The sequence below is a fragment of the Nocardia sp. NPDC060259 genome (assembly GCF_042728775.1).
GTDB lineage: Bacteria > Actinomycetota > Actinomycetes > Mycobacteriales > Mycobacteriaceae > Nocardia.
Window position 1 is genome coordinate 1 of the sequence record NZ_JBHXAY010000074.1, and the last position, 26,102, is coordinate 26,102.

Annotated in this window: 25 protein-coding genes; 13 read left to right on the forward strand and 12 right to left on the reverse strand. The window is 69.4% G+C overall.

Annotated elements, in window-relative coordinates; translation table 11 throughout:
- The coding region (locus tag ACFWF2_RS23675) for an ATP-grasp domain-containing protein (protein ID WP_379309627.1) at window positions 1–565 on the reverse strand (565 nt) is incomplete at its 3' end.
- A 519-nt stretch (window positions 566–1,084) separates the two neighbouring features.
- On the opposite strand from ACFWF2_RS23675, the gene ACFWF2_RS23680 reads away from it, so the two are divergent.
- Window positions 1,085–2,131, forward strand: a complete 1,047-nt coding sequence (locus ACFWF2_RS23680) for a M23 family metallopeptidase (RefSeq protein ID WP_379309628.1) — start codon at window positions 1,085–1,087, stop codon at window positions 2,129–2,131.
- A gap of 184 nt (window positions 2,132–2,315) precedes the next feature.
- Complete coding sequence (locus ACFWF2_RS23685; RefSeq protein ID WP_379309629.1) at window positions 2,316–3,695, forward strand: DUF1731 domain-containing protein; 1,380 nt, start codon at window positions 2,316–2,318, stop codon at window positions 3,693–3,695.
- Here the strand turns inward: ACFWF2_RS23685 and pcrA are convergent.
- Window positions 3,692–6,277: a DNA helicase PcrA gene (pcrA, locus tag ACFWF2_RS23690; protein WP_379309630.1), complete on the reverse strand. Its 2,586-nt coding sequence runs from the start codon at window positions 6,275–6,277 to the stop codon at window positions 3,692–3,694. The two genes, ACFWF2_RS23685 and pcrA, sit on opposite strands and share 4 nt — an antisense overlap.
- 297 nt (window positions 6,278–6,574) lie before the next feature.
- On the opposite strand from pcrA, the gene ACFWF2_RS23695 reads away from it, so the two are divergent.
- Complete coding sequence (locus ACFWF2_RS23695) at window positions 6,575–6,868, forward strand: chorismate mutase (protein WP_022566231.1); 294 nt, start codon at window positions 6,575–6,577, stop codon at window positions 6,866–6,868.
- Between the two features lie 90 nt (window positions 6,869–6,958).
- Here ACFWF2_RS23695 and ACFWF2_RS23700 read toward each other — a convergent pair whose 3' ends face one another.
- Window positions 6,959–8,416 (reverse strand): NAD-dependent succinate-semialdehyde dehydrogenase, encoded by a 1,458-nt coding sequence (locus tag ACFWF2_RS23700; RefSeq protein WP_379309631.1) that lies wholly within the window; start codon window positions 8,414–8,416, stop codon window positions 6,959–6,961.
- Between the two features lie 82 nt (window positions 8,417–8,498).
- On the opposite strand from ACFWF2_RS23700, the gene pgi reads away from it, so the two are divergent.
- On the forward strand, window positions 8,499–10,139 hold the full coding sequence (gene pgi / locus ACFWF2_RS23705) for a glucose-6-phosphate isomerase (RefSeq protein ID WP_379309632.1): 1,641 nt from the start codon (window positions 8,499–8,501) through the stop codon (window positions 10,137–10,139).
- Here pgi and ACFWF2_RS23710 read toward each other — a convergent pair.
- The 4 genes from ACFWF2_RS23710 to ACFWF2_RS23725 form a co-directional block, all read right to left on the reverse strand.
- Window positions 10,108–10,686 (reverse strand): potassium channel family protein, encoded by a 579-nt coding sequence (locus tag ACFWF2_RS23710; protein WP_379309633.1) that lies wholly within the window; start codon window positions 10,684–10,686, stop codon window positions 10,108–10,110. The genes pgi and ACFWF2_RS23710 overlap by 32 nt on opposite strands.
- Before the next feature lie 50 nt (window positions 10,687–10,736).
- Complete coding sequence (locus ACFWF2_RS23715) at window positions 10,737–11,405, reverse strand: nucleoside/nucleotide kinase family protein (protein ID WP_379309634.1); 669 nt, start codon at window positions 11,403–11,405, stop codon at window positions 10,737–10,739.
- Between the two features lie 177 nt (window positions 11,406–11,582).
- Entirely contained in the window at window positions 11,583–13,211 is a 1,629-nt protein-coding gene (locus ACFWF2_RS23720; protein WP_379309635.1) for an acyl-CoA dehydrogenase family protein, read from the reverse strand.
- A gap of 17 nt (window positions 13,212–13,228) precedes the next feature.
- Entirely contained in the window at window positions 13,229–13,834 is a 606-nt protein-coding gene (locus ACFWF2_RS23725) for a TetR/AcrR family transcriptional regulator (protein WP_379309636.1), read from the reverse strand.
- Window positions 13,835–13,897: 63 nt separating this feature from the next.
- On the opposite strand from ACFWF2_RS23725, the gene ACFWF2_RS23730 reads away from it, so the two are divergent.
- Window positions 13,898–14,665, forward strand: a complete 768-nt coding sequence (locus tag ACFWF2_RS23730; RefSeq protein WP_379309637.1) for a crotonase/enoyl-CoA hydratase family protein — start codon at window positions 13,898–13,900, stop codon at window positions 14,663–14,665.
- Entirely contained in the window at window positions 14,662–15,948 is a 1,287-nt protein-coding gene (locus ACFWF2_RS23735; RefSeq protein ID WP_379309638.1) for a hypothetical protein, read from the forward strand. Before ACFWF2_RS23730 ends, ACFWF2_RS23735 begins: the two co-directional genes overlap by 4 nt.
- Here the strand turns inward: ACFWF2_RS23735 and ACFWF2_RS23740 are convergent, their stop codons facing one another.
- Window positions 15,949–16,641 carry a TetR/AcrR family transcriptional regulator gene (locus tag ACFWF2_RS23740; RefSeq protein WP_379309639.1) on the reverse strand — a complete coding sequence of 231 codons (693 nt, stop codon included), beginning with the start codon at window positions 16,639–16,641 and terminating at the stop codon, window positions 15,949–15,951. It abuts the gene before it with no gap.
- Window positions 16,642–16,699: 58 nt separating this feature from the next.
- On the opposite strand from ACFWF2_RS23740, the gene ACFWF2_RS23745 reads away from it, so the two are divergent.
- On the forward strand, window positions 16,700–17,374 hold the full coding sequence (locus ACFWF2_RS23745; RefSeq protein ID WP_379309640.1) for a DUF4386 family protein: 675 nt from the start codon (window positions 16,700–16,702) through the stop codon (window positions 17,372–17,374).
- Here the strand turns inward: ACFWF2_RS23745 and ACFWF2_RS23750 are convergent.
- Both ACFWF2_RS23750 and ACFWF2_RS23755 read right to left on the reverse strand, forming a co-directional pair.
- Window positions 17,332–18,627 (reverse strand): alpha/beta hydrolase, encoded by a 1,296-nt coding sequence (locus ACFWF2_RS23750; RefSeq protein ID WP_379309641.1) that lies wholly within the window; start codon window positions 18,625–18,627, stop codon window positions 17,332–17,334. The genes ACFWF2_RS23745 and ACFWF2_RS23750 overlap by 43 nt on opposite strands.
- Before the next feature lie 145 nt (window positions 18,628–18,772).
- Entirely contained in the window at window positions 18,773–19,435 is a 663-nt protein-coding gene (locus ACFWF2_RS23755) for a pyridoxamine 5'-phosphate oxidase family protein (protein ID WP_379309642.1), read from the reverse strand.
- 108 nt (window positions 19,436–19,543) lie between these two features.
- On the opposite strand from ACFWF2_RS23755, the gene ACFWF2_RS23760 reads away from it, so the two are divergent.
- From ACFWF2_RS23760 to ACFWF2_RS23770, 3 genes are all read left to right on the forward strand, one after another.
- On the forward strand, window positions 19,544–20,935 hold the full coding sequence (locus ACFWF2_RS23760; RefSeq protein WP_379309643.1) for a PLP-dependent aminotransferase family protein: 1,392 nt from the start codon (window positions 19,544–19,546) through the stop codon (window positions 20,933–20,935).
- Between the two features lie 68 nt (window positions 20,936–21,003).
- Window positions 21,004–21,249: a DUF2630 family protein gene (locus ACFWF2_RS23765; protein WP_379309644.1), complete on the forward strand. Its 246-nt coding sequence runs from the start codon at window positions 21,004–21,006 to the stop codon at window positions 21,247–21,249.
- Window positions 21,246–22,685 carry a dihydrolipoyl dehydrogenase family protein gene (locus ACFWF2_RS23770; protein WP_379309645.1) on the forward strand — a complete coding sequence of 480 codons (1,440 nt, stop codon included), beginning with the start codon at window positions 21,246–21,248 and terminating at the stop codon, window positions 22,683–22,685. The genes ACFWF2_RS23765 and ACFWF2_RS23770 overlap by 4 nt, the downstream gene beginning before the upstream one ends.
- A gap of 1 nt (window position 22,686) precedes the next feature.
- On the opposite strand, the gene ACFWF2_RS23775 is transcribed toward ACFWF2_RS23770, so the two are convergent.
- Together ACFWF2_RS23775 and cobF are read right to left on the reverse strand one after the other, a co-directional pair.
- Entirely contained in the window at window positions 22,687–23,556 is an 870-nt protein-coding gene (locus ACFWF2_RS23775; protein ID WP_379309647.1) for an Fpg/Nei family DNA glycosylase, read from the reverse strand.
- Window positions 23,557–23,572: 16 nt separating this feature from the next.
- Window positions 23,573–24,313 (reverse strand): precorrin-6A synthase (deacetylating), encoded by a 741-nt coding sequence (gene cobF / locus ACFWF2_RS23780; RefSeq protein ID WP_379309648.1) that lies wholly within the window; start codon window positions 24,311–24,313, stop codon window positions 23,573–23,575.
- Window positions 24,314–24,358: 45 nt separating this feature from the next.
- Between cobF and ACFWF2_RS23785 the strand changes: the two genes are divergently transcribed.
- The 3 genes from ACFWF2_RS23785 to ACFWF2_RS23795 all read left to right on the forward strand — a co-directional run bounded on the left by ACFWF2_RS23785 (window position 24,359) and on the right by ACFWF2_RS23795 (window position 26,075).
- Entirely contained in the window at window positions 24,359–25,162 is an 804-nt protein-coding gene (locus ACFWF2_RS23785) for a thymidylate synthase (protein ID WP_379309649.1), read from the forward strand.
- A complete protein-coding gene (locus ACFWF2_RS23790; RefSeq protein ID WP_379309650.1) occupies window positions 25,159–25,647 on the forward strand; it encodes a dihydrofolate reductase in 489 nt (162 codons plus the stop codon). The genes ACFWF2_RS23785 and ACFWF2_RS23790 overlap by 4 nt, the downstream gene beginning before the upstream one ends.
- Before the next feature lie 101 nt (window positions 25,648–25,748).
- On the forward strand, window positions 25,749–26,075 hold the full coding sequence (locus ACFWF2_RS23795; RefSeq protein ID WP_378845648.1) for a cupin domain-containing protein: 327 nt from the start codon (window positions 25,749–25,751) through the stop codon (window positions 26,073–26,075).
- The last annotated feature ends 27 nt before the right edge of the window (window positions 26,076–26,102 follow it).

Genomic DNA, 26,102 nt, shown 5'->3' on the forward strand with positions numbered 1-26,102 from the left:
ACGCCCTTGGGTCCACCCTTCGGATGGAGACCTCCCACAGCTTCTGGATGGTCACGGCCGCGGCGTCGAGCACGTCGGCGGGCAGGTGGCCCTGCTCGGCGATCGAGCGGGCGAAGGCCAGGTCGACACCCTTGACGGCGTCGACGGGAACCTTGGCCAGGCGCTCGGGGGTCTTCTCCGCGACCTCTTCGATCTCCATGCCACCCTCGACCGAACACATGGCCAGGTAGGTGCGGTTCGAACGGTCGAGCAGGAAGGAGATGTAGTACTCCTCCGCGATGTCCTTGGCCTCGGCGACAAGGAGCTTCTTGACGATGTGGCCCTTGATGTCCAGGCCGAGAATGTTCTGCGCGTGCGTGAACGCGTCCTCCGGGGTGGCGGCGTACTTGACGCCACCCGCCTTACCACGGCCGCCCACCTTGACCTGCGCCTTGACCATCACCGGCTTGCCGATTTCCTCGGCAATCGCGCGAGCTTCTTCGGCCGTGTCGCAAACACGACCCTCGGACGAAGGCACTCCGTGCTTAACGAAGAGCTCCTTCGCCTGATATTCGAAGAGATCCATGTACTCACCGTCTCGTCTGCGTTGCTATGACAACGTCTTTGTTGGCGGCCCGACGTCGGTAGCGGGTCGGGTCGGACTCTAACCAGTCACATGGAGGGCCAATCGGCCACATTCATCCTAAGTGGCGCAGGTCACGACGTGTTACGGGAGGTCGGAAAAACCGCTGGCCAAGGCTACTGGCGAGTAGTTTTTCGGCTTTTTCGACACCGTGGCAGGTCGGAACACCAAAAGCCGCGGCACCCCACGATCTACTACGTTATGTCGTCGATGTACCTCACCCGGGAGACGCGAAAACGGTGAGAAATTCGATCGCGTTACGGTGACGAATCTCACACAGGCGTGTAGGTTTTCAAGCAGCGCTTGCCACTCTGCAATCGCTTCGTTACCGTCAATGCGGTCGAAGTCACAACCAGGTCACGACAACCAGGTCACGACTGGCAAGTCAGGACTGAGGAGGACGACAAGCTTGAGGCACGTCAGCACTCGCTTGGAACAGCCGTCGGCGATTCGGCACGGCCGATGAACCACCGCTCCACCTTCACAGTCGAAGATCGCACCAACTCCGGCCACCGTTACCGGTATGCCGACGAATACACCTCGCACCCGCAGGCCCGCCGCGCCCCCGCCGCGCAGCCGGAGACCGCGTGGCCGCAGCAGGACGCCTGGCACGACCAGGACAGCTGGTCCGGCAATTCCGCGTGGACGCCGGCCGAGGACGAATGGACCGCCGACGAGTCCTATGACACCGGCGCCTACGACAACACCTGGGAGCCCACCCCCACCGAGGAAACGCACGCCGAGCCCGAACCGCGTCGCGTCGAGCGCCGTGGTGGCGCGCACCGCGTGCCGGCACCGCCCGCCGCGCTGAAGGGCCGCGCCGCGGTCATCGCCGTAGCCGCCGGCGCGGTCGTCGCCGCGGGTCAGGCCGCGATGGCCGACCCCGGTCAGCCCGCCCACGGCGTGGATTACGAGGCAGCGGGCCAGATCCACGAGATCGCCGCCCAGTCGATGAGCACGGCCGACCTCGCCGACGAGGGCACCGGCGCCGCACCGCAGGTGCTCGACGCCAGCACCGTCGCCGACAGGAGCCATTTCGACGACATCCTGGCCAAGGGCCAGAAGTTCGCCGAAGACCTGGCCGCGCAGGAATCCGCCAAGCTGCGACCGCTGTTCGCCAAGTTCACCTCCGGCAACTACACCTCAGGTTTCGGCGCCCGCTGGGGTGTGCAGCACCTCGGCATCGACGTCGCGGGCCCGATCGGCACCCCGATCTACTCGGTCGCCGACGGCACCGTCATCGAGGCGGGCCCGGCATCGGGCTTCGGCATGTGGGTGCGTGTCCTGCACGACGACGGCACGGTCACCATCTACGGCCACATCGATACCGCGACCGTCTCGCAGGGCGAGCGGGTCATGGCGGGCGATCAGATCGCCACCATGGGCAACCGCGGGTTCTCGACTGGTCCGCACTGCCACTTCGAGGTATGGCTCAACGGCACCGACAAGATCGACCCGATCCCGTGGCTCGCGACTCGCGGCATCAGCTTGGGCTACCAACGCGATTAGGCTCCCCCGCCTCCCCGCGTATTTTGGCCAGACTTAGGTGCTGGTTGGGCTGCGTTGGCGGCTGGCGGGTTGGAGATGCGTGGGTTTGCTGTTGTCGGTGAGTTACCCATGTTCTCGCGTATGTCAGTCGGTGCGTGAGGAGTAGCACGTTTCGGTGTGGTCGGTGGCGGGCTAGCGTTTCGGTATGGGTGGTACGACGAAGTACACACAGTTCCTTGCGTTGGCACCGGAATTGGTGTGGAGCGTGCTGGGGGATCTGGAGCAGTGGCCGGAGTGGAATCCGGGGGTGCGGTCGGTGCGGATGCACGGGCCGGTTGCCGTCGGGGCCACGGGTGACTATCTGCCCAGTGGGAAGTTCGCGGCGCGGATCCATGGGCGATTCGGCGAGCCGTTCACCGTCACCGCGGTGGTGCCGAACCGGGAGCTGAGCATCGAGCAGCCCGAACCTGCAGGGACCATGCACCTCACCTGGCGGCTGACGCCGCGGGACGGCGGCACCGAGATCAGCCAGGAACTGCGGTTCACCGGACCGTCCGCCGCGGCGGCTCGCGCGGTCGTTCGCCCCTTCATCGAAACCGATGCGCGCGTGAACTTCTCGCGGCTGGCTCGACTGGCTGGGCTCGTTCCCGCCGAGGACGCGCTCACCGTGGTCATCGCCGGCGGCACCGGCGCGCTGGGCACCCAGATCGCCGCCGACCTGACCTGCCGGGGACAGCGTGTCACCCTGCTCACCCGCCGTCGCAATCCCGCACTGCCGTTCCGGCAGACCGAATGGGACGGCCGCTCGGTCGGCGCCTGGGCCGCCGAACTGCGTGAACCCGGCAAGCTCGCGGTGATCAATCTGGCCGGAAAGCTGGTCGACTGCAGGCCCACCGAGCGCAATATCGCCGAACTGCGCAGCAGCCGAGTCGATTCCACCAGCGCCCTCGTCGCCGCCGCCGGGCTGCGCGATACCCCCGTCGACTACTGGGTGCAGGCCAGCACCACCGCGATCTGGTCGGACGCGGGCGAAACCCGCTGCACCGAAACAACTCCCCTGCCCGTCGGCCTCCCCCAGATGACCGGCGTCGCCCAGCCATGGGAAGAAGCCTTCGACCCTGCCCGCGCCGACCACTGGACGATCCTGCGCACCTCCATCGTCCTCGACCCCGACGCCCCCGCGCTCAAACGCCTCGCCCAACTCACCAAGGCCGGCCTCGGCGGCCGCGTCGGCCCCGGCGACCAGTGGTTCAGCTGGATCCACATCGAGGACTGGCTGTCCATCGTCCGCGCCACCCTCGGCCTCGACCCGGACCTCACTCTGCCCGACGGCATCCTCGTCGCCGCCACCGAATTCCCGGTCCGCAACACCGAACTCATGGCCACCCTGCGCCGCATCCTGCACCGCCCACCATCACCCCCGACCCCCACGGCAATGCTGAAGGTCGGCGCGGTCGCCCTCCGCACCGACCCCGCCCTCGGCCTCACCGGCCGCCATGCCACCTCCGAGGTCCTGCACAAGGCAGGCTTCACCTTCCGCTACCCCACGCTGGACGAAGCCTTGAACGACCTATTGCCGCACTAGAGCTTCACAATGGTCCGGCTGAACTGGGGAATCAGCCGGATCTTGCCTGCGGTGCCGAAGTCGATGGTGACGGTCGCCAGTGGGCCGACACCGTCGGCGGCCACGACCCGGCCGAGGCCGTACTTGTCGTCGCTGACCCGATCGCCCACGGCGAGAACCAGATCGGTGTTGTTCCGCTTGACCGCGCCACCCGGCGCGGGCCTGCGCTGCCCGGTCCCGCCGCGCACGCCGGGACGCTGATCCCAGCCGTCGCCCCGGGTCCAGTCACGATCGAACCCGCTGTCCTCACGCCTGCGCCCGCGCTGCACCGGCGACACCACCGGCTCCAGCCGACGCCAATCCAGCAGATGCTGCGGAATCTCCTGCAGGAAGCGTGACTCCGGGTTCGACACCGGCTGACCCCAGCCCGACCGCACCACGGCCCGCGAGAGGTAGAGCCGTTGCCGCGCGCGGGTGATACCGACGTAGGCGAGCCTGCGCTCCTCGGCCAGCTCGGTCGGATCGCCCAGCGCGCGCATGTGCGGGAACTGCCCGTCTTCCCAGCCGGTCACGAAGACCACCGGGAACTCCAGGCCCTTCGCGGTGTGCAGCGTCATCATGGTGACAACGCCCGACCCCTCGTCCGGGATCTGGTCGGTGTCGGCGACCAGCGACACCCGCTCGAGGAACGCGGCCAGCGAACCGGGTTCGGGTTCACCGTCGCCCGCCTCCGGCAGCAGCCCTTCCTCGCGCGCGGCCTCGGCGTTGTTGAACGCCTCGGAGCTGAATTCGCGTGCCACGCTGACCAGCTCGTTGAGGTTGTCCAGCCGGGCGCCGTCCTGCGGATCGTCGGAGGCTTCCAGCTCGCCCCGGTACCCGGTGCGGTCGAGCACCGCGTCGACGACATTGCCGACATCGGGATACTCGCTGTCGGCACGCTTACCCGCCGCGCGGATCTCGTCGAGCAGATCGAGGAAACCGGCGATGGCCCGCTGCGCCCTGGTGTTCAGCAGCGCGACCTTGCCGTCGGCGGCATCGCGCAGCGCGGCGGCGAAACCGATATCGCGCTGTTCGGCGTGCACCGCGACACAGGCCTCGGCGCGATCACCGATACCTCGGCGCGGGGTGTTGAGAATGCGTCGCAGGCTCACCGCGTCGTCGGGATTCTCCAGCACCCGCAGATAGGCCACCACATCGCGGACTTCTTTGCGCTCATAGAAGCGGACGCCGCCGACCACCTTGTACGGCAGACCCATCCGGATGAAAATCTCTTCCAGCGCACGCGAATTGTTGTTGGTGCGATAGAACACCGCGACATCGCCGTAGTTGGCATCGCCCGCGTCGACCAGTTTGTCGATCTCCTTGGCGACGAAGGCGGCCTCGTCGTGCTCGTTGTCGGCGACGTAACCGGTGATCAATTCACCCTCGCCGGAATCGGTCCACAGCTTCTTCTCGCGCCTGCCCTCGTTGCGTGAGATCACCGCGTTGGCGGCGGAGAGAATGTGCTGGGTGGACCGGTAGTTCTGTTCCAGCAGAATCGTTTCCGCGTCGGGGAAGTCGCGTTCGAATTCCTCGATATTGCGGATCGTCGCGCCACGGAACGCGTAGATCGACTGGTCGGCGTCGCCGACCACGCACAGTTCGCTCGGCTCGACGCCGACTTCCTCGCCCGCTTCGGCGCTGTGGTGGCCGACGAGTTCACGCACCAACACGTACTGGGCGTGGTTGGTGTCCTGGTACTCGTCGACGAGCACGTGCCGGAACCGGCGCCGGTAGTACTCGGCCACCTGCGGATGGTTCTGCAGCAGCGCGACCGTCTCGCCGATCAGGTCGTCGAAGTCCATGGCATTGGCCGCCCGCAGCCGCTTCTGGTACTCGGCGTAGACCCGGGCGACCAGCGCGGGCAGTTCGGTCTCGTCGGCCTCGGCGTCGGCGGCGGCCTGCTCTGGCCCGATCAGTTCGTTCTTCAGATTGGAAATAGCGGTCGACAGCAAACGCGCCGAATACTTTTTGGTATCGATGTCGAAGTCGCGGCTGATCATCGTGAGCAGGCGGCGCGAATCGTCGGCGTCGTAGATGGAGAAATTGGAGTTCAGGCCGGGCAGCAGCGCGGCCTGCATCCGCAGGATGCGCACACAGCTGGAATGGAACGTCGAGACCCACATGCTGGCCGCCCGCGGGCCGACCAGCCCGGCCACCCGCTCGCGCATCTCGGCGGCGGCCTTGTTGGTGAAGGTGATGGCCAGGATCTGCCCGGTGTGCACGCCACGCGCGGCGAGCAGATAGGCGATGCGGCGGGTGAGCACCGCCGTCTTGCCCGAGCCGGCACCCGCGACGATCAGCAGCGGTGACCCCGCGTGCACGACGGCCGCGCGCTGCTGCGGATTGAGTCCGTCGAGCAGGCGCTCGGTCTCCTCGGCACGCTTGTGCTCGCGCTCCTTGCGGCGCTGCTCCTGCTCGGCGCTGTGCCGGGCCGCCGCTTCGGCCAGCCCGCCGCCGGACGCGCCGGAGCCACCACCGTCCCGGCGCGATAGCTCCGCCGGGGCGGAAGCTGGTTCGCTGGGATCGGCGGCTGAGGCGTGGGGAGCGACCGTGATATCCATCGTCTGTCCACGCTACCGGCGGCCACCGACAGGCGGCGAACTGCCGGCTTCACAGGTGATTCACAAACACAACTGTTTTGCATAGCTAGGGGCCCGTGGCACACTGGGCTCATGGTCAGTGCTTGTCCGCATGCCCGGATCGGCACTCGATCCGATAACGTGACGGTGAGCGCTGCTCTTTGCGCCTCCCGGGGGGATTTCGTACCGCCCATCGGGAAAGTTTCAGGGTGAAGGAACAGATCGGGTAACAGGCCGTCGGGCCCAACCGATCCCAGTTCTGACACGAGGAGATGAATGATGAGCACCCCTGCTACGACCACTGGGTCCGATTCGGCTCTGCCGCAATCCGAGGCGGAAATCGAGAAGCTCCGTCTCGAGATCGACCAGCTCGACGCCACGATCCTCGCCGCGATCAAACGCCGGAGCGAGATCTCCCGGATCATCGGCCGTACCCGGATGGCCTCCGGCGGTCCGCGCCTGGTCCACAGCCGCGAGATGAAGGTGCTCGAGCGATTCAGTGAACTCGGCCAGGAGGGTCACACCCTCGCTATGCTTTTGCTCCGCCTCGGCCGAGGTCGCCTCGGGCGCTAGGCCACCCTTGAACCACGCGGCGCGCAACCAGTTCGCCGCTTCCACAAAGCCGCCCCGGGTGCAACACCATCCCCGGGGCGGTTTCGTGTCTCAGGTCAGGGCGATGTACTTGGTGTTCAGGTATTCCTCGATGCCCTCGGTGCCGCCCTCGCGCCCGAAGCCCGATTCCTTGACGCCGCCGAACGGGGCCGCCGGGTCGGAGATGACGCCGCGGTTGACGCCGACCATGCCCGACTCCAGCGTCTCGGACACGCGCAGCGCCCGGTCGAGATCGCGCGTGTAGACGTAGCTGACCAGTCCGTATTCGGTGTCGTTGGCGGCGGCGATGCCCTCGTCCTCGGTGTCGAACGCGACAATCGGGGCGACCGGACCGAAGACCTCCTCGCGCAGGATGCGGGCCGTCGGCGGGACATCACCGAGGACGGTGGCCGGGTAGAACCACCCCGGCCCGCCGGGCGCCTTGCCGCCGAGCAGCAGCCGCGCGCCCTTCGAGACCGCATCGTCGACCAGCTCACTGACGATCTCGCGCTGGTCCTCGCTCACCAGCGGGCCGAGGGTGCTGGCCGGATCGGTGCCCGGTCCCATCACCACCGTGTCGGTCATCGCGGCGACCAGCTTCTCGGTGAACTCGGCGACCACACCGCGCTGGACGTGGAAGCGGTTGGCCGCCGTGCACGCCTCGCCGCCGTTGCGCAGTTTCGCCTGCATCGCACCGGCGACCGCGCTGTCGATATCGGCGTCGTCGAACACAACGAACGGCGCGTTGCCGCCGAGTTCCATGGAGGTGCGCAGCAGGCGGTTCGCCGCGGCACCGACGAGCTTCTTACCGACCTCGGTGGAGCCGGTGAAGGTGAGCTTGCGCAGCCGCGGATCGTCGATCAGCGGGCCGGTGACGGCACCGGAATGCGACGTCGTGACCACCGACAGCACCCCGTCGGGCAGACCGGCCTCGCTGCACAGCTTGGCCAGCGCCAGCATGGTCAGCGGGGTCGCCGAGGCGGGCTTCACGATCATCGTGCAGCCTGCCGCGAGGGCGGGCCCGATCTTGCGGGTACCCATGGCGAGCGGGAAGTTCCACGGCGTGATCGCCAGACACGGACCGACCGGTTGCTTTGCCACCATGATCCGGCCGGTGCCCGAGGGCGCGTGCAGGTAGCGACCGTGCACCCGCACCGCCTCCTCGCTGAACCAGCGGAAGAACTCGGCGCCGTAGCGGACCTCGTTGCGGCTCTCGGTCAGGGCCTTGCCCATCTCGAGCGTCATGAGCAACGCGAACTCCTCGGCCCGCGCGGTCAGCTGCTCGAATACAGCGCGCAGGATCTCGCCCCGCTCACGAGACGGGGTCGCCGCCCACGCCTCGCCCGCCGCGACGGCCGCGTCGAGGGCGCGCATCGCGTCGGCCGGGGTGGCATCGGCGACCTGCGCGAGCACCGAGTCGTCGGCCGGATTGCGCACCGCGAAGGTGGCACCGCCCGTCGCCTCGACCGGCCCGGAGCCGATCCACAAACCCTTCGGTACGAATTCGAGTACATTCCGTTCGGACACCATGTCGTCAGCGTAGGCCGCGCGGCGTGGCGATGGCATCGATCCGACCGGCCGGTAGTAATCGAACGCTGTAATGTCGGCTGTCGTGAGCAGCGACATCACCGCGTCGGCGGCCTGGCAGGCACTGTCGGACAATCACCGCAGTGTCGCACCCCTGCACCTACGGAAGTTGTTCGCCGACGACCCGGCACGCGGCCGTGAACTGACCCTGCGGGTGGCAGACCTGCACATCGACTACAGCAAGCATCGCGTGACCCGCGAAACCCTGGATCTGCTTGTCGATCTCGCGCGCACCGCCGGTGTGCCGGAGCGCCGTGACGCGATGTACTCCGGCGCCCACATCAACACCTCCGAGGACCGCGCGGTCGGGCACATCGCCCTGCGCCTGCCGGTCGGTGATCAGCTCTGTATCGACGGCACCGACGCCGATGCCGAGGTGCACGACGTGCTGCGCCGGATGGGCGAATTCGCCGATTCGGTGCGTTCCGGCGCCTGGCGTGGCGCGACCGGTGAGCGCATCACCGCGGTGGTCAATATCGGCATCGGCGGCTCGGATCTGGGGCCCGACATGGTATATCGCGCCCTGCGCCACTACACCGACCCCGGGATCGAGGCCAGGTTCGTCTCGAATGTCGACCCGTGCGATCTGGTCGCCACGCTGGCCGGTCTCGACCCGGCGACCACGCTGTTCATCGTCGCCTCCAAGACCTTCTCCACCCTGGAGACCCTGACCAACGCGACCGCCGCGCGCCGCTGGCTGGTCGGCGCGCTCGGTGAGGACGCCGTAGCCAAGCATTTCGTCGCGGTGTCGACGGACGCGGAACGGGTGGCCGCCTTCGGCATCGATCCCGCGCACATGTTCGGGTTCTGGGATTGGGTCGGCGGCCGCTACTCGGTGGGCTCCGCGATCGGCCTTTCGGTGATGGTGACGATCGGCAAGGAGCAGTTCGCCGAGTTCCTCAGCGGAATGCACGCCGTGGACAAGCATTTCGCGACAGCGCCGCTGGAGCAGAACGGCCCGGTCCTGCTGGCCATGCTCGGCGTCTGGTACACGAACTTCTTCGGCGCGGAATCGCGTGCGGTGCTGCCGTACTCGAACGATCTGGCCCGCTTCCCCGCCTACCTCCAGCAGCTGACGATGGAGTCCAACGGCAAGTCGGTGCGCGCGGACGGCACCCCGGTGACCACCTCGACCGGCGAGATCTTCTGGGGCGAGCCGGGAACCAACGGTCAGCACGCCTTCTACCAGCTGCTGCACCAGGGCACCCGGCTGATCCCCGCCGATTTCCTCGGCTTCGCCCGCTCGACCGACGACCTGCCCACCCGCGACGGCACCGGCAGCATGCACGACATCCTGATGAGCAACCTGTTCGCGCAGAGCAAGGTGCTGGCGTTCGGCAAGACCGCCGAGGAGATCGCCGCCGAGGGCACCGAGCCGAAGCTGGTGCCGCACAAGGTGATGCCGGGCAACCGGCCGAGCACCACCATCCTGGCCCCGGAACTCACCCCGTCGACGGTGGGTCAGCTGATCGCGCTCTACGAGCACCAGGTGTTCGTCGAGGGCATCGTCTGGGGCATCGACAGCTTCGATCAGTGGGGTGTCGAGCTGGGCAAGCAGCAGGCGCTGGCGCTCATGCCGCTGCTCAGCGAGCCGGAGCAGCCGGTGACGCAGGGCGATTCGTCGACCGACGAGCTCATCGAGTGGTATCGGGCGCATCGTCGGTGACCTCGCCCGACGGGGGCTCCGGACGGAAGACTGCGAGCCTGCGGTTGACGCTGCTCGTCACGATGGCCGCCAGGGTGCCGATCACCACCAGGTCGAACGCGATCTGCACCATCGTCGCGATGCGGGCCACCTGACCGACGGCGTGGACGTCGCCGTAGCCGACGGTGCCGAGGGTGACCATCGTGTAGTACAGCGCGTCGGTCCGGGTCGACAGGCCGACGAACTCCTCCGGTTGTTGCTGTTGCAGCCGGTAATAGAACGCCGAGAAGACCACACAGACGATGCAGACCACCAGCAGCACCCCGTCGACCCGGCCGCCCGCCGACGCAGGCGCGGTCAGGAAGTGCTCGATCCGCCGCCACACCAGCCAGGCGAGGCCGACGATGCCCGCGAAGAAGCTGATGACCCCGAACACCTGCCCCGGCCAGGAGTCGATGCCGAACGCCCCGTCCAGCGGCACGCTGTAGTAGAGCAGGAGCGCGCAGACCGCCGCGGCGCCGTTGCGCAACGCATGCCCGGGGACAGGGACTCGCCGACCTCGCGTCATCGCTCCATGATTGCCCGCTGCGCCCGATTTTCGCGGTACGCGCGCCGGGCTCAGCCGATCCGGTACCCCGCGTCCTCCGCCGTCAGCACCTGATCGGCCCGGTGCCTGCTCGCCGCGACAAGGTCGGCGTTGCGCAGATCGCTGTCGGAGACTTTCACCATCGCCTCGGCCGCCGACCGCCCACCGGCGGTGTGCCGGTGCAGCAATCGTTCGGTGAGGACCGCGCGCGGCGCGTCGAGATACCAGCAGATATCGAGCAGCCCGCGGACCTCAGCCCAGCCAGGTGCCTCGGCGTCGGTGAGCAGCAGGTAGTTGCCCTCCACGATGACGATGTCCTCGTCGCGCACGATCACACCGCCGTCGGTCGGCTCGTCGATGGCCCGGTCGAACAGCGGCCACGGCACCGGCTCGCCGATCGGCGTTGCCCGCAGCGCCCGCAGATCGGTGACGAACCCTTCGGCGTCGAAGGTGTCGGGCTCACCTTTGCGGGCCAGCGCGCCACGGGCCCGCAGGATTTCGTTGCGCAGGTGATATCCGTCCATCGGCGCGACGACAGCGCACCTGCCCGAGCGGGTGAGCTCGGCGCTCAGGAGCTCGGCCAGTGTCGATTTGCCCGCGCCCGGCGGTCCCGCGATGCCGAGCAGGAAACGCCGCCCGGGCGAGTGCGGCGCCAGCCGGGCGAGGTCGGTCACCGACAGCACATCGCTCGGCCAGCTCACCGCCTCACCCTACGAGATCACCAGGCCTGCGTGCCGTTTCCGCCGATGCGGAATCCGTGCCCTCTTCGACTCGCAGCTCAGCGTCGCGCCGCGCCTCCGAGTGGAAGTGGGAATGGCCCCCATTGCCGGGTTGCCCACGCGCGGACGACGCAGACGACCGCGTTGTCCGCACCCGGATCACTGCACGTCGACGAAGGCCCGCTCGATGATGGCGCCGGTATCCACCCCGGCGGGCAGGGTGCCGAAGGCGATGCCCCAGTCGCCGCCGAGGCGGGTCGCGCAGAACGCGTCGGCGACGGCGGGATGACCGTGCCGCACCAGCTGCGCGCCCTGCAGGACCAGCGCCATCAGCTCGACGACCCGGCGTGCCCGGTACTCGATATCGGACAGGTCGCCGAGTTCCTTACCGACCCGGTCGATCGCGTCGTCCAGGCGCGGGTCGGCGCCGCGGGCGAGGCCGACCTCGGCGAAGTAGGCCTCGACGGTCTCGGGCTGACGGCCCATGGCGCGCAACGCGTCCAGTGCGGCGACATTGCCGGAGCCCTCCCAGATCGACATCAGCGGCGCCTCCCGGTACAGCCGCGGCATGCCGGATTCCTCGGCATACCCGTTGCCGCCCAGGCATTCCAGCGCCTCGGCCGCATGCGAGGGCGCGCGCTTGCACACCCAGTACTTGGTGATGGCCAGCGCGATCCGGCGCAGCGCGGCCTCGGCCGGGTCGCCGCCGGCGCGGTCGGTGGCACCGGCAAGGCGCATCATCACGGTCGTGGCGGCATCGGACTCGATGACCAGGTCGGCCAGCACATTACGCATGGCGGGCTGATCGATCAGCTTGGCGCCGAACGCTTCCCGGTGCCTGGCGTGATGCACCGCCGTGACGGCGCCGAGGCGCATGCCGGTGGCCGAGCCGATCACACAGTCGAGACGGGTCATGTTGACCATCTCGATGATCGTCTTCACGCCTGCACCCTCGGCGCCGACGAGCCAGCCGGTGGCGTTCTCGTACTCGATCTCCGAGGAGGCGTTGGACTTGTTGCCGAGTTTGTCCTTGAGCCGCTGGATACGGATCGGGTTGCGGGTGCCGTCGGGCAGCACGCGCGGCAGCAGAAAACACGACAGCCCGCCGGGTGCCTGGGCCAGGGTCAGGAACATGTCCGACATGGGCGCCGAGGTGAACCACTTGTGCCCGACGATCCGGTACGAACCGTCCGGCTGTGGCGCGGCGGTGGTGGTGTTGGCCCGCACGTCCGAGCCGCCCTGCTTCTCGGTCATCGACATGCCCGCGATGAGCCCGGCCTTGGTCGACGGCTCACGGAGGCCGAAATCGTAGGTGCGCGAACCGAGCAGCGGCTCGTACTTCGCGGCGAGCTCCGGGTTGTGGCGCAGCGCGGGCACCACCGCGTAGGTCATCGAGATCGGGCACATGTGCCCGGCGTCGGCGATGCCCCAGGTGTAGAACTTGGCGGCGCGGGCGGTGTGCGCGCCGGGGCGCTCGTCGAGCCAGGGCGAACCGTGCAGGCCATGGGAGACAGCGACATTCATCAGGTCGTGCCAGTGCGGGTGGAATTCCACCTCGTCGACGCGATGGCCCCAGCGGTCGTGGGTGTGCAGCACCGGCGGGTACTCGTTGGCGAGCCTGCCCCACTCCTGCGCGGCGACATCGCCTGCGAGCCTGCCGAGTTCACGCACCTCGGCCTCGGCCCAGCCGGCGCCTTCGCGGTGCAGGCCCTCGATCAGCGCGGGGTTGCGCGCGGCGTCGAAGGGAACGAGCGGGGGTACCTGGTTGAACACTTCATGGGTCGGCATGGCCGGAACTCCTTCGACTACAACGATTCCGGGCGCGCACCGAGGGCGCGCACGGCGAAAGCAACCAATTCGGGGATGACGGTCTCGGCGTGCGGTGCCGCGGCCAGCGGACCGACGAGCACCTCACCGATCGCGCCGACGAGCGCGGCGGCACTGACGGGCGGGTCCTGCGCGGGCAGCCGGCCCTCGGCGATGCCGTGCGCGATCGCGGACTCGAACGACGCGGCGAAGGCACGCCGGAATTCCAGCCGTTGCGCGTCGACGGCCGCGTCGACCGGCTCGGCCAGCAGGACGTACGCGAGCTTCGGGTTCTTGAGCGCGCGCCCGGCGAAGGTCTCCACCGCCGCGCTGACCCGCTGCATGACATCGCCCTCGGCCACGGCGGAGCGCACCGCGTCGACCTCGCGGGCGACCACGGTCTCGAACACCGCGGCGACGAGCTCGGCCTTGTTCTCGAACTGCTTGTAGACGGTGCCGGTGGCGACGCCCGCCTCCGCGGCGACCGCGGCCATCGACAATCCGGCGAACCCGTCGCGCGAGAGCACCCTGGTCGAGCTCTGCACGATCAGCGCCCGTTGCGCGTCGAGCCGGGCCTGCACGGCCGGGGTTCTGCGGTAGACCATACGAAGAAGTGAACCACTGATTCACCCCTTCACACAAGAGGCGTCTGGCCGTATGGTCGAAGTATGTCTGTACGCGTCGAACACGCGGGCCCGGTCACCACGGTGATCCTTGACCGACCCGAGGCCCGCAATGCCGTAGACGGCCCGACCGCCCGTGCCCTGGCCGACGCCTTCCGCGCGTTCGACGCCGACCCGAACGCCTCGGTGGCGGTGCTGTGGGGCGAACACGGCACCTTCTGCGCCGGCGCCGACCTCAAATCGCTGGGCACCGAGAACAGCAACCAGGCCACCGAGGACGGCGACGGCCCGATGGGCCCGACCCGCATGCGCCTGTCCAAGCCGGTGATCGCCGCGATCTCCGGCTACGCCGTGGCGGGCGGACTCGAATTGGCACTGTGGTGCGATCTGCGCATCGCCGAGCAGGACGCCATCTTCGGCGTCTTCTGCCGCCGCTGGGGCGTGCCGCTCATCGACGGCGGCACCGTGCGCCTGCCGCGCATCATCGGCGAGGGCAGAGCCTTGGACATGATCCTCACCGGGCGAGCCGTGAGCGCGCCCGAAGCGCTGCAGATGGGCCTGGTCACCCGCGTCGTCCCGCCCGGCGAAGCCCGCCGGATCGCCGAGGAACTGGCAGGTCAGCTGGCCGTCCTCCCCCAGACCTGCCTGCGTTCCGACCGCGCCGCGCTCTACGACCAGCACGGCCACCCCGAGGACGAGGCGATGCGGATCGAATTCCAGCACGGACTCGAAGCCCTCACCGACGGCGCACTCGACGGTGCCGCCCGCTTCGCCGCGGGCGCGGGCAGGCACGGGAGCGCCGAACACCGGTGACGGGCCGGCTCACCGTCGTCGACGAGATCTTCCTGCGTACCCATCGCGGAATGGGCACACCCATCGCCCTGCAAGGGCTGTGGCGCACCGGTGACGCGATGGAACCCGCACTACTGCGGGCGATTCACGACCGACTACGCGTCGGCGACCTCGGCCGCCGGGTGGCCAGGGCCCGGGTCCCCGGCGCGCGCCGCGCCTGGCGGCCGAACATCCAGGCCCATCCCCTCGACCACGTCGACTCCCCGCTCCCCGAGACCGCGATCCTGCCCTGGGCCGATACCCTCGGCACCGACCTCGACCCCGAGTGCGGCCCCGGCTGGCGCCTGTCCTCCGCACCGCTGGACGACGGCGGAACCGTTGTCGCCCTGACCTGTTCGCACGCCTTGGCTGACGCCCGCGGCCTCATCCACGCCGTCGCCGCAGCCCTCGATGAGCTCGCGCGCACCGACGACAAACCGCTTGATGCGCCTATCCCCGGGTCGGTCTCCGAGCCGGCGCCAGGGACTGAGAGCCGCGTAAAAGGCCGCTACACAGCGAGTTCGGACTGGTTCGACGCCGGCGCACAGTGGACTACCATCCTCGGCGGCACCGCACGCGCCCTGCGACGGGGGATTCCCCGGCCACCAGCCACCAGCACTCCCGACTCGTCAGACGGTCGAGCCCTCCACAGCACTCTGCTGACCTTCGATGCCGCAGAGTGGGACGCCACCGCCGCCGCATCCGGCGGAACCCCGAACAGTCTGTTCATCCATCTTGTCGCGAACATCCTGTGGGAGACCGGCTTCCAGCGCCCCGAGATCGCCGCGAGCCTGCCAGTCGACACCCGCGACGAACCGCGCGTCGACAACGACCTCGCCATGACCGAGATCGCGATGGACCGCTCCGACACCCCCGCGACCATCCGCGACAAAGCCCGCGCCGCATACCTGCGCCGCATGTCGAGCCCCGCCGGCCTGCCCGAGGAGATCCTCCAGGTACTCCCCGACCGCTGGGCGTACGCACTCAGCAAAGGCGCGGGTGAACGAGACATCCTGTGCTCCAACATCGGAACGCTGCCGGCGTCCCTGCGTAATGTCGGCACACACCACTGCGACCGGGTCGCGGCCCGCGCAATCCACCCCGGCCTCACCGAGTACCCCCGCACCCGGCTCTCCGGCTACCTGTCCCGGCTCGCCGACACCTACACGCTGGCCCTGGTCAGCCTGTCCTGCGATCGCGAAACACTCGACGCCGCAACCGATCGCGCCTGTACCGCCGCGGGGCTACGCGCCATTCCCTGGTGATCAGGTCGCCGTCATCCCGGTGAGCAATACCCGCAGCCCCCACACGAACTGATCCACCGAGTTCCATGCGGCGATCTCGTCCAGGTGTGCCGCGGTGCGCGGCCAGCGTGTCGCGTCGACCTCGTCCAGGGCGGCCCGTCGCTGGGCGATGCGCTCGGATTCCGGTGGCAGCGGCGGCTTTCCGTCGGTTTCGGCGACCTCGAGGGCGACCGCGCCGAGGACCTGCACGATCACCGCGTACACCCCGTGCGCCCGCGTCTGCGCGGGCAGACCGCCGCGCGCCAGTGCGCCGAACATCGCCTCGCCGACATCGCGTGCCGCCGGTCCGTTCATCGGACCCGACATCATCAGCGTGGCGACCGCGGGATGCGCGAGCAGCTGGTCGCGCAGCCCGAGGGCGAACTGGATGACCGCGGCGGCCCACTCGACGCCGGGATCGGACAGCGCGTCGAGCGGGACCGCGGCGAGCACCCGCTCGATCACCGCGCCCTCCAGGTCGGCGCGGCTGGCGACATAGGTGTACACCGCGTTCGGGTTGACCCCGAGCCGCGCGGCGACGGCCCGGATCGACAGGGCGCTCGGCCCGCCGTCGTCGAGCAGGTCGAGGGCGGTGTCGACGACCTGCTCCTCGGTGAACGATCGCCGCGTCGGGCGCGGCGCACCCCGCTGACCTGTTGACTTCCCGTCCGGCATGCGGTGGACTGTACCCCGTACAGCTACCTGTACCCCGTACAGCCAGAACGGATCTCTCATGCGCACCAAGCCATGGCCCGCCATCACGCTGCTGATCTCCGCCCCGATCCTGATGAACCTCGCGTTCACCGGCTTGGGTGTGTCGTTCGACTACCCCGACGTCCTGCAACTGCCCGCCACCGAAGCGCTGGCGAAATTCCGCGCCGAGCAGACAACCGTCGTCCTGCTCTTCGCCCTGCTCGCCGCCGCCGCCTGTGCCTTCGCGCCCCTGGCCGTCCTCGTCGGCAGGCTCGCACCGATGCCGTGGGCGGTGCGGGCAGGCGTCGCCGCCGCGATCGTGCAGACGATCGGCCTGCTGCGCTGGCCCGTCCTCGTCCCCGGCCTGGCCGACCGCGTCGCCACCGAAGGCCCCGACTCCCCCGCGATCCACACCTTCGAGACCGTCAACACCGTCCTGGGCACCCTGATCGGCGAGACCGCAGGCTACAGCCTCACCGCGCTGTGGACGGCGCTGGTCGTCGCCGCCCTGCGCACCCCGCGCTGGTTCGCCGTCCCCGGCTACGTCAGCGCCGCCGCCATCGCCACCGGCGTCCTGGTTCCGCTGGGCGTCGAGCCCGCCGGGCTCACCAATTTCCTCGGCTACCTGCTGTGGAGCGCGTGGCTACTCGCCTTCGCCGCGCTGCTCGCCCGTCACGGCGCGATGCCGAGTCGTGTCGCCAGCCAGGGAAGTTGAACGCGGAGCCCGATGGACCACACCGCGAAGTCGTGCCCACCGGGCACGATCTGCAGCCGGACATCCATGCCGGTGGCCTTGGCCGCGTGGAACATCCGCTCGACCTGCGGCCGGTACTGCTCGTCGTCGGCCCCGACCACGAACGCGCCCGCGGAATCCGGGTAGGTCTGGCCGAGCAGATCGAGCGCGCTGGCCTGCGGCGGCGCGGCGGTATCGCCACCGAAGGCGGCATCGACCGTGCGCTGCCGGTCGCCGAGGGTCGGCTCGTCCGGGCCCGACATGTCGAGGAAGGTGGGATACACCTGCGGATAGTTGGTCGCCAGTTGCAGCGCGCAGGTGCCACCGTAGGACAGCCCACCCACCGCCCAGGCCCGCGGATCGGGGTCGATCTGCAGGTTCGCCCTCGTCCAGGCGGGCACGTCGACGGCCAGGTAGGTGGCGACGTCGCCCACCCGCGAATCCAGGCACAGCGGGTTCGCCGGCTGACCGCCGGTGCCGTCGGCGACCACGACGACGGGCGCGAGACCGCGGTGCGCACGGGCGAATTCATCCAGGGTCTCGGTCAGCCTGCCGTCGGCGAACCAGTCCTGCGGTGTCCCCTGTTCGCCCGCGAGCAACACCAAGACCGGCAGCAACGGCCGCGGGTCCGCGAAATAGGCAGGGGGCAGGTAGATCTGGGCCTCACGGGTAGCGAAACCGGAGGCGGTCGGCGGCACGGCAGCGGTCATCACCTCGCCGCCCTTGGGCAGTCCGCTGGGTGCCGACCACACCGATTCCAGCGGCCGCCCGCTGATCACCTGCTCGCGCAGGGTCAGCTGATCTGCCTGGAGCCGCTTGACCTGGTCGATCCCGAGCGCGGCACCCACCGTCGGATAGGACGGGTACCTCAGATTGATCCCGGTGCCGACCGCCACCAGTACGGCGACGGCCGCGAGCGCCGTCACCGCCCCGGTCAACACCGTCCGGCGCACCAGGATCCGCGGGACGATCAGCAGGACCGCGGCCACGCCGATCGCGATCAGTATGTACACCGACAACCCGATCGGGTCGGGGTACAGCTGCCATATCTCTTCCACGAACAGGTACAGCGCGACGGTCAGGACGGCGGCGGCCAGCAGCGCGACCGGCATCGCCGCCCTTCGATAGCGCTGTGCACGGGGGAACAGCAACCACACCCAACCCAGCACGCCGAGCAACGGAAGCACTACCGGGAGCCACCCGGTGAGCAACGACAATTCGCTAACCCTCGTCATCGCGACCTCCATAGATTCATGTCCATAGATGCACGTCAACGCCCGAGCCGCGGGCCGCACGCGGCCACGATGACCTACGGTACACAGAGATCTTCACCGCGCCCGGATGCTCGCCGTCGGCTGGACCGACTGATCCACGGCGTACTCAGCCGACGGTCACCGGACTCGGCGTCACCCGCGTCGCGACATCGGCGGGCACATCGATGCCGGGTTCCAGATCGGCGGAGGTGATCGGCTCGCCCCAGACCTGGTGCAGCGGAAGCACACCCGCCCACACACCGCCGGTCGCGATGTCGTCGGGATCGTCGTTCGGCCCGCCGGCGCGCACCTTCACCGAGGCCTCGGTGAGATCCAGCGCGAGCACCATCGTCGCCGCCATCTCCTTGCGGCTGGGCGGGCGCACCCGATCCCAGGCCCCCGGCGCCGCGTGCTCGACGATCACCCGCAGGGCGTTGTCGCGTTCGGCCTCGTCGGTGACCAGCACCGCCCGGCCCCGGATCACCGCGGACCGGAAGTTCATCGAGAAGTGCATGGCCGAGCGCGCGTACACCAGCCCGTCGACATGGGTCACCGCGACGGAGATGTCGGTGCCGATCGCGGCGCGCATATTGCCCGCGCCGGTGGAGCCGTGCAGATAGAGCGTGTCGCCCGCGCGGCCGTAGACGGTCGGCAGCACCACGGGCGACCCGCCGAGCAGGACACCGAGGTGGCAGACCAGGCCCGCGTCGAGCACCGCGTCGAGCTCGGCCCGGTCGGTCCTGCCGCGTTCCCTGGAACGGGTCAGTGTGGTGCGCTGGGTCGGCGACAAAGGGTCCGGGTGGCGTCGTGCGTGGTCATAAGATGAGCTTCGCCGAAGAAATGGACCGAGAGTAGGTCCAATTCGACAGAAGATCGACAGGCCAATTCGAGGTGGGCGATGCTCGACGACCTTCCGATTCCGCTCGACCGGACCGCGGCCGAACCGCTGTCGGTGCAGGTAGCCGATGCCCTGCGGGCCGCGGCGACCGGCGGGGTACTGCGCGTGAGCGACCGGCTGCCGTCCTCGCGCGCGCTGGCGCAGCGGCTCGGGGTGAGCCGGGCGGTGGTGTCGACCGCCTACGACCAGCTGCACGCGGAGGGCTGGCTCACCGGGCGGCGCGGTTCCGGGACCTACCTGAGCACGGCTCCCGCCGCCGCGCCACCCAGCACCGATCCGGGCGACTACGCCGACCCCGACGCCGGTCTGCTCGATCTCCGCCCCGGTGCGCCGTGCGCGGACGCCGTCGACCCGGCCGCCTGGCGACGCGCGTGGCGGGCGGCGGGCGACCACCCGGCCGATACCCGGAAGGACCGGGCGGGCGAGCCGGACTTCCGGGCGGCCGTCGCCGAGCACTTGCTGCGGCATCGCGGGCTGGCCGCGGGCGCCGCCTCGGTGGTGCTGGCGACGGCGGGTACCAGCTCCGCGGTCGGCGAGCTCGCCTCGACGCTGCTGCGCCCCGGCGACACCGTCGCGATCGAGGACCCCGGGTATCTGCGGGCCGTCGGCGCGTTCCGGGCGGCCGGTCTGCTCGTGCTGCCGGTCCCCGTCGACGGCGACGGATTGCGCGTCGACCTGATTCCGGCGGGTGTGCGCGCGGTGTATTGCACACCGGCACACCAGTTTCCACTCGGCGCCAGAATGCCGGCGGCCCGCCGGGTCGAGCTGATCGAATTCGCCAGGGCGAATGGCATCTTCGTCGTCGAGGACGACTACGACGGCGAATTGCGTTACGACTCGGCACCACTGCCGCTGCTTGCTTCGATGGCGCCCGACGTGGTCGTCCACCTCGGCACCACCAGCAAGATCATCGCCACCACCCTCGGCGTCGGCTGGCTCGTCGCCCGCCCCGACATCGCCGAGGCGGTACTTGCCCACCGCACCAACACCGGCACCGCCCCGAGCCCGGCCGGTCAGCGGGTGCTCAGCGAGTTCGCCCGGCACGGCGATCTGGCCCGGCACCTGCGCCGCCTGCGCCGGGTCGTGCCGCCACGCCGCGCGCTCGTCGTCGACGCGCTCGCCCGCCGCGGGCTCCCGGTCGTCGGCGACGACGCGGGCTCGCACGTGGTCGTCGAGCTCCCCGATGCCGCCGCCGAACAGCACGCCGTCGACGCGGCCCGCGCCCGCGGTGTGCTGCTGGACGGCCTGGCCCGCCACCACCTGGCCGAAGCACACCGGTTCGGGGTCGCGATCGGCTACACGGCCATCGGCGCCGCCGAGCTGGCCGAAGCCGTGCCGATCGCCGCCGACTGCCTCGCCGCCGCACAGCCCGATCCACCGGCACGGTCGTAGCATGGACCGAGACCCCGCGCGGGTCGCGGTTCAGGCACTACCCCTCCGACCATCGAAGTGGTGAGCACATGAACGATCAGGACATTCTGGCGCGTATCAAACAGCTGGTCGACGACGAGCACTCCCTGCGAGCCAAGGCCACCGCGGGCGAGATCGATCCCGTCGCCGAGCGTCAGCAGCTGGCCCAGCTGGAAGTGATGCTCGACCAGGCCTGGGATCTGCTGCGGCAGCGCCGCGCCCGCTACGGCTCCGCCGAGTCGCCCGACGACACCGCGTTGCGTTCCCCGCGCGAGGTCGAGGGCTATCTGCAGTGACCGACGCCGAATACGACGTCATCGTCATCGGCGCGGGCCCGGCGGGTGAGAACGCCGCCGCCTACGCCATCGCGGGCAGCGACCGCACGGCCGCGCTCGTCGAGCGGGAACTGTACGGCGGCGAATGCAGCTACTGGGCGTGTATCCCCAGCAAGGCGCTGCTGCGTACCGGCGCAGTCCTCGGTCTCGGCCAGGCGATGCCCGGGCTGACCGCGAGCGGTCCGCAGGTCGCCGACGTGCTCGCGCGCCGCGACGCCTTCGTGCACCACCACGACGACACCTCCCAGGTCGACTGGGCGAAATCCGCCCGCGTCGACCCGATCCGCGGGGCGGGCAGGCTGCTCGGCGACCGGCTCGTCGAAATCATCACCGACGAGGGCATCCGCGTAGTGCGCGCCCGGCACGCGGTCGTGCTGGCCACCGGCACCGCCGCCGCGATTCCCGGTATTCCCGGCCTCCGTGAGGCCCTGCCGTGGATCTCCCGCGACGCCACCAACCTGACCGTTGTCCCCCGCCGGGTGGCGATCATCGGCGGCGGTGTCGTCGCCTGCGAGGCCGCGACCTGGCTGGCCGAACTCGGCGCCGAGGTGACCATGCTGGTCCGCGGCGACCGCCTGCTCCCCCGCGCCGAGCCCTTCGCCTCCGACCTGGTGCTGCGGGGCTTGCGCGATACCGGCGCCGTCACGGTCCGGCTGCACACCGAACCGCACCTGGTCTCCCGGCACGACCCCGAGGACACCGGCGTCGGCCGCATCCACGGCGGTCCGGTGACCATCGTCCTCGACGACGGGGAGCTCGAGGTCGACGAACTGATCGTCGCCACCGGCCGCACACCCGCCACCGAAGCGCTCGGCCTGGACACCGTCGGCCTGCCCGCGGGTTATATCGAGGTCGACGACCAGCTGACTGTCCGCGACGTGCCCGGCGACTGGCTCTATGCCATCGGCGACGTGAATCACCGTGCGGCCCTGACCCATATGGGCAAGTACCAGGCCAGGGTGTGCGGCGACGTGATCGCCGCCCGCGCCGAGGGCAAGCCCCTCGACCGCCCGCGCTACACCGCGAGCGCCGACCATCAGCAGATACCCCAGGTCGTCTACACCGCACCGGAACTCGCGTCCGTCGGCCTCACCGAGAAGGAGGCGCGCGCCGCGGGCCACACCGTCGACACCGTCGAGATGGACATCGCCGTGGCGGGCTCGGCCCTGTCCCGCGACGACTTTCACGGCCGCGCGAAACTCGTCGTCGACACCGCTACCGACCGGCTGCTCGGCGCGACCTTCGTCGGCCCCGACATGGGCGACCAGCTGCACGCGGCCACCATCGCGGTGGTCGGCCGGGTTCCGCTGGAGACGCTGTGGCACGCGGTCCCCGCGTTTCCGTCGGTCAGCGAGTTCTGGCTGCGCCTGCTGGAGGCGTGGCGCGAGAAGCGGTGAGCTACTTGAGCAGGCGCGACATCCGCCGGTCGGCGAGCACCTTGCCGCCGGTCTGGCAGGTGGCGCAGTACTGGAAGGATCGCTCCGCGTAGGACACCTCGCGCACGGTGTCACCACAGACCGGGCACGGCTGCCCGGTCCGCGCGTGTACCCGCATGCCCGAACGCTTCTCACCCTTGAGCCGGGCCGCGTCCTGCCCGGCCGACCGGTCGACGGCATCGAGCAGCACCTCGCGCATGGCGGTGTACAACTGCGAAACCTTGTCCGCCGGCAGTGTTTTCGTATTGGCGAACGGGGAGATCTTGGCGGTGTGCAGGATCTCGTCGGAGTAGGCGTTGCCGATACCGGCGAGCAGCGTCTGATCGACGAGCGCGGTCTTGATCCGCTGCGACGTGCCGTTCAGCAGCGCGGCGAACTCGTCCTCGGTCACCGCCAGCGCGTCCGGCCCGAGCCGCGCGATACCGGGCACGGCCTTCGGATCGTCGACGACGTAGACCGCGAGCCGCTTCTTGGTTCCCGCCTCGGTGAGATCGATCGAGGGCGTCGCGCCCTCCGGCGTGAAGAAGTGCACCCGCAAAGCCAGCGGCGACTTCCCACCGGGCTTGGGCGGCAACGGATTCGGCTCGTCCACCCACCGCAGCCAGCCGCCGCGCGACAGGTGCGTGATCAACCACAGCCCGCCGCAATCCATCCCGAGGAACTTCCCCCACCGCCCAGCGCCGGTGACATCACGCCCGGACAGCGCCGTGACCGGCGGGTCGAACGTCTTGACCGCGCTCAGCGCGGCCACGTCGACCCGCCCAACCACCGCGCCGACCGCATGATCCCGCAGGAACTGCGCCAGCGCCTCTACCTCGGGTAGCTCGGGCACCCGGCCAGTTTATCGCTCACCTGCCCCGCAGGAGGTAGACGTCCATGATCCAGCCCTTGGCGGCGCGCAGTTCCGCGCGGCGGGTCACGATCCGCTGTTCCACCTCGCGCAGCGGGCCCTCGATCAGGGTTTCGTCGGGCATGCCCAGGTAGGCGCCCCACCAGATGTGCACGTCGTCGCCGGGGATCTCGGTGAACGAGCAGTCGCCGTCGAGCATCACCACCGTCGAGCCGGCGCCGAGGCCTTCCTCGCGCAACCGGCGGCCGGTGGTGACGTGGACGGGCTCACCGATCCGGTGCAACACCATGCGGTGCCGGGCGGCCAGCGCGGCGACGCTGGTGACGCCGGGGATCACCTCGTAGTCGAACTCGACGCGGCCACGGGCCAGCACATGCTCGACCATGCGCAACGTACTGTCGTAGAGCGCGGGATCGCCCCAGACCAGGATCGCGCCGACCCCGTCCACCTCGTCGAACGCGGCCTCGAGCAGCTCGGCGCGGCGTTCGTGCCAGTCCCCGACGGCGCCCGCGTAGTCGTCGGGGGTGCGGTCGCGCGGCGGGTCGGTGATCTCGATGATCCGGTGCGGTCCGTCGACGTGCTCGGCCAGGATCGCGGTGCGCACGTCGACCAGTTCCCGCTTCTCGGCGCCCTTGCCGATCACGAAGAAGGCGTCGGCGTGTCGCATGGCCTTGACTGCCTGCATCGTCACCTGGTCGGGGTCTCCGGCACCGATGCCGATCACGTAGAGCTTGCGCATACGCGGAGAGCTTGCCAGGTGTCGTGCACCGTAGAATCGCCAGGCGTGGCCACCCCTGACACGCAGTACGAGGACCTGCTCCGGCACGTGCTGGAGCACGGCACGCCCAAAGCCGATCGCACCGGCACCGGAACCCGCAGCATCTTCGGTCATCAGCTGCGCTACGACCTGGCCGAGAGCTTTCCGCTGATCACCACCAAGCGGGTCCACCTCAAGTCGATCGTCTACGAATTGCTGTGGTTCCTGCGCGGCGATTCCAATGTGTCCTGGCTGCGCGAACACGGTGTCACCATCTGGGACGAATGGGCCGACGCCAAGGGCGAGCTCGGCCCGGTCTACGGCGTGCAGTGGCGTTCGTGGCCCACCCCGGACGGCACCCACATCGACCAGATCGCCCAGGTACTGCACACCCTGCGCACCGACCCGGACTCGCGCCGGATGATCGTCTCGGCCTGGAACGTGGCCGACCTGGACAAGATGGCGCTGGCGCCGTGCCACGCCTTCTTCCAGTTCTATGTCGCCGACGGCAAGCTGTCGTGCCAGCTGTATCAGCGCAGCGCCGACCTGTTCCTCGGCGTGCCGTTCAATATCGCCAGCTACGCCCTGCTCACCCTGATGATGGCCCAGCAGACCGAGCTCGAGCCCGGCGAGTTCATCTGGACCGGCGGCGACGTGCACATCTACGACAACCACGTCGAGCAGGTGCGCGAACAGCTCAGCAGGGAGCCGTACCCGTTCCCGACCCTGCACCTGCGCGCGGCGCCGAGCCTGTTCGACTACAGCTACGAGGACGTCGAGCTCACCGGCTACCAGCACCACCCGGCCATCAAGGCGCCGGTGGCGGTGTGAGTCGCGGTATCAACCTGATCTGGGCGCAGACCGCCGACGGCGTCATCGGCGTCGACAACACCATCCCGTGGCGCCTGCCCGAGGACATGGCCAATTTCCGGGACACCACCATGGGTCACCCGGTGATCATGGGCAGGCGCACCTGGGATTCGCTGCCCGCCTCGTTTCGTCCGCTGGCCGGGCGCCGCAACATCGTGGTCACCCGCCAGACTGATTGGGCAGCCGAGGGCGCCGAACGCGCGGGCTCGCTGCCCGACGCGCTGGCGATCGCGGGCGATGTCGACGTGTGGGTGGCCGGTGGCGGCGAGATCTACCGCGCCGCGCTCCCGCTGGCCACATCGCTGCTGGTCACCGAGGTCGACACGACCGTCGACGGCGATGCCTTCGCCCCGGCCATCGGGCCCGAGTGGCACGCGCCCGAAACCCCGTGGCGGGAGTCGAAAACCGGTCTCCGGTACCGGATTCGCCACTACACCCGGCACTGACAACGCTTGGCTAACGGTCGCGGGAAACGCCCGACCGCGGGCACGGTCTCGGGCATACTCCTGGATACCAGCCCGCGAGAGCCTGCGAAAGGCGCGATGTCATGGACAAGAAATCGCTGACCGCGGTGGCCCGTCAACAGCTCAAGCTGGCGGCCACCTCGACGAGCGGCCGGAGTTCGCAGACCGTCATCGGCGGCCACACACATGTGCTGCGCCAGACTGTCGTCGCTCTGACCGAGGGCCAGAGCCTGGCCGAGCACGACAACGCGGGCGATGCCACGATCCAGGTCCTCACCGGCACGCTGATCCTGATCGCGGGCACCGACGAATGGAAGGGCTCGGCCGGTGATCTCATCGTTGTCCCGCGCGCCCGGCACAGCGTCAAAGCCATCGATGACGTGGCCTTTCTCTTGACCGTCGCGAAATAGGCCACCGGGCGCCGGTCGCCCGGAATG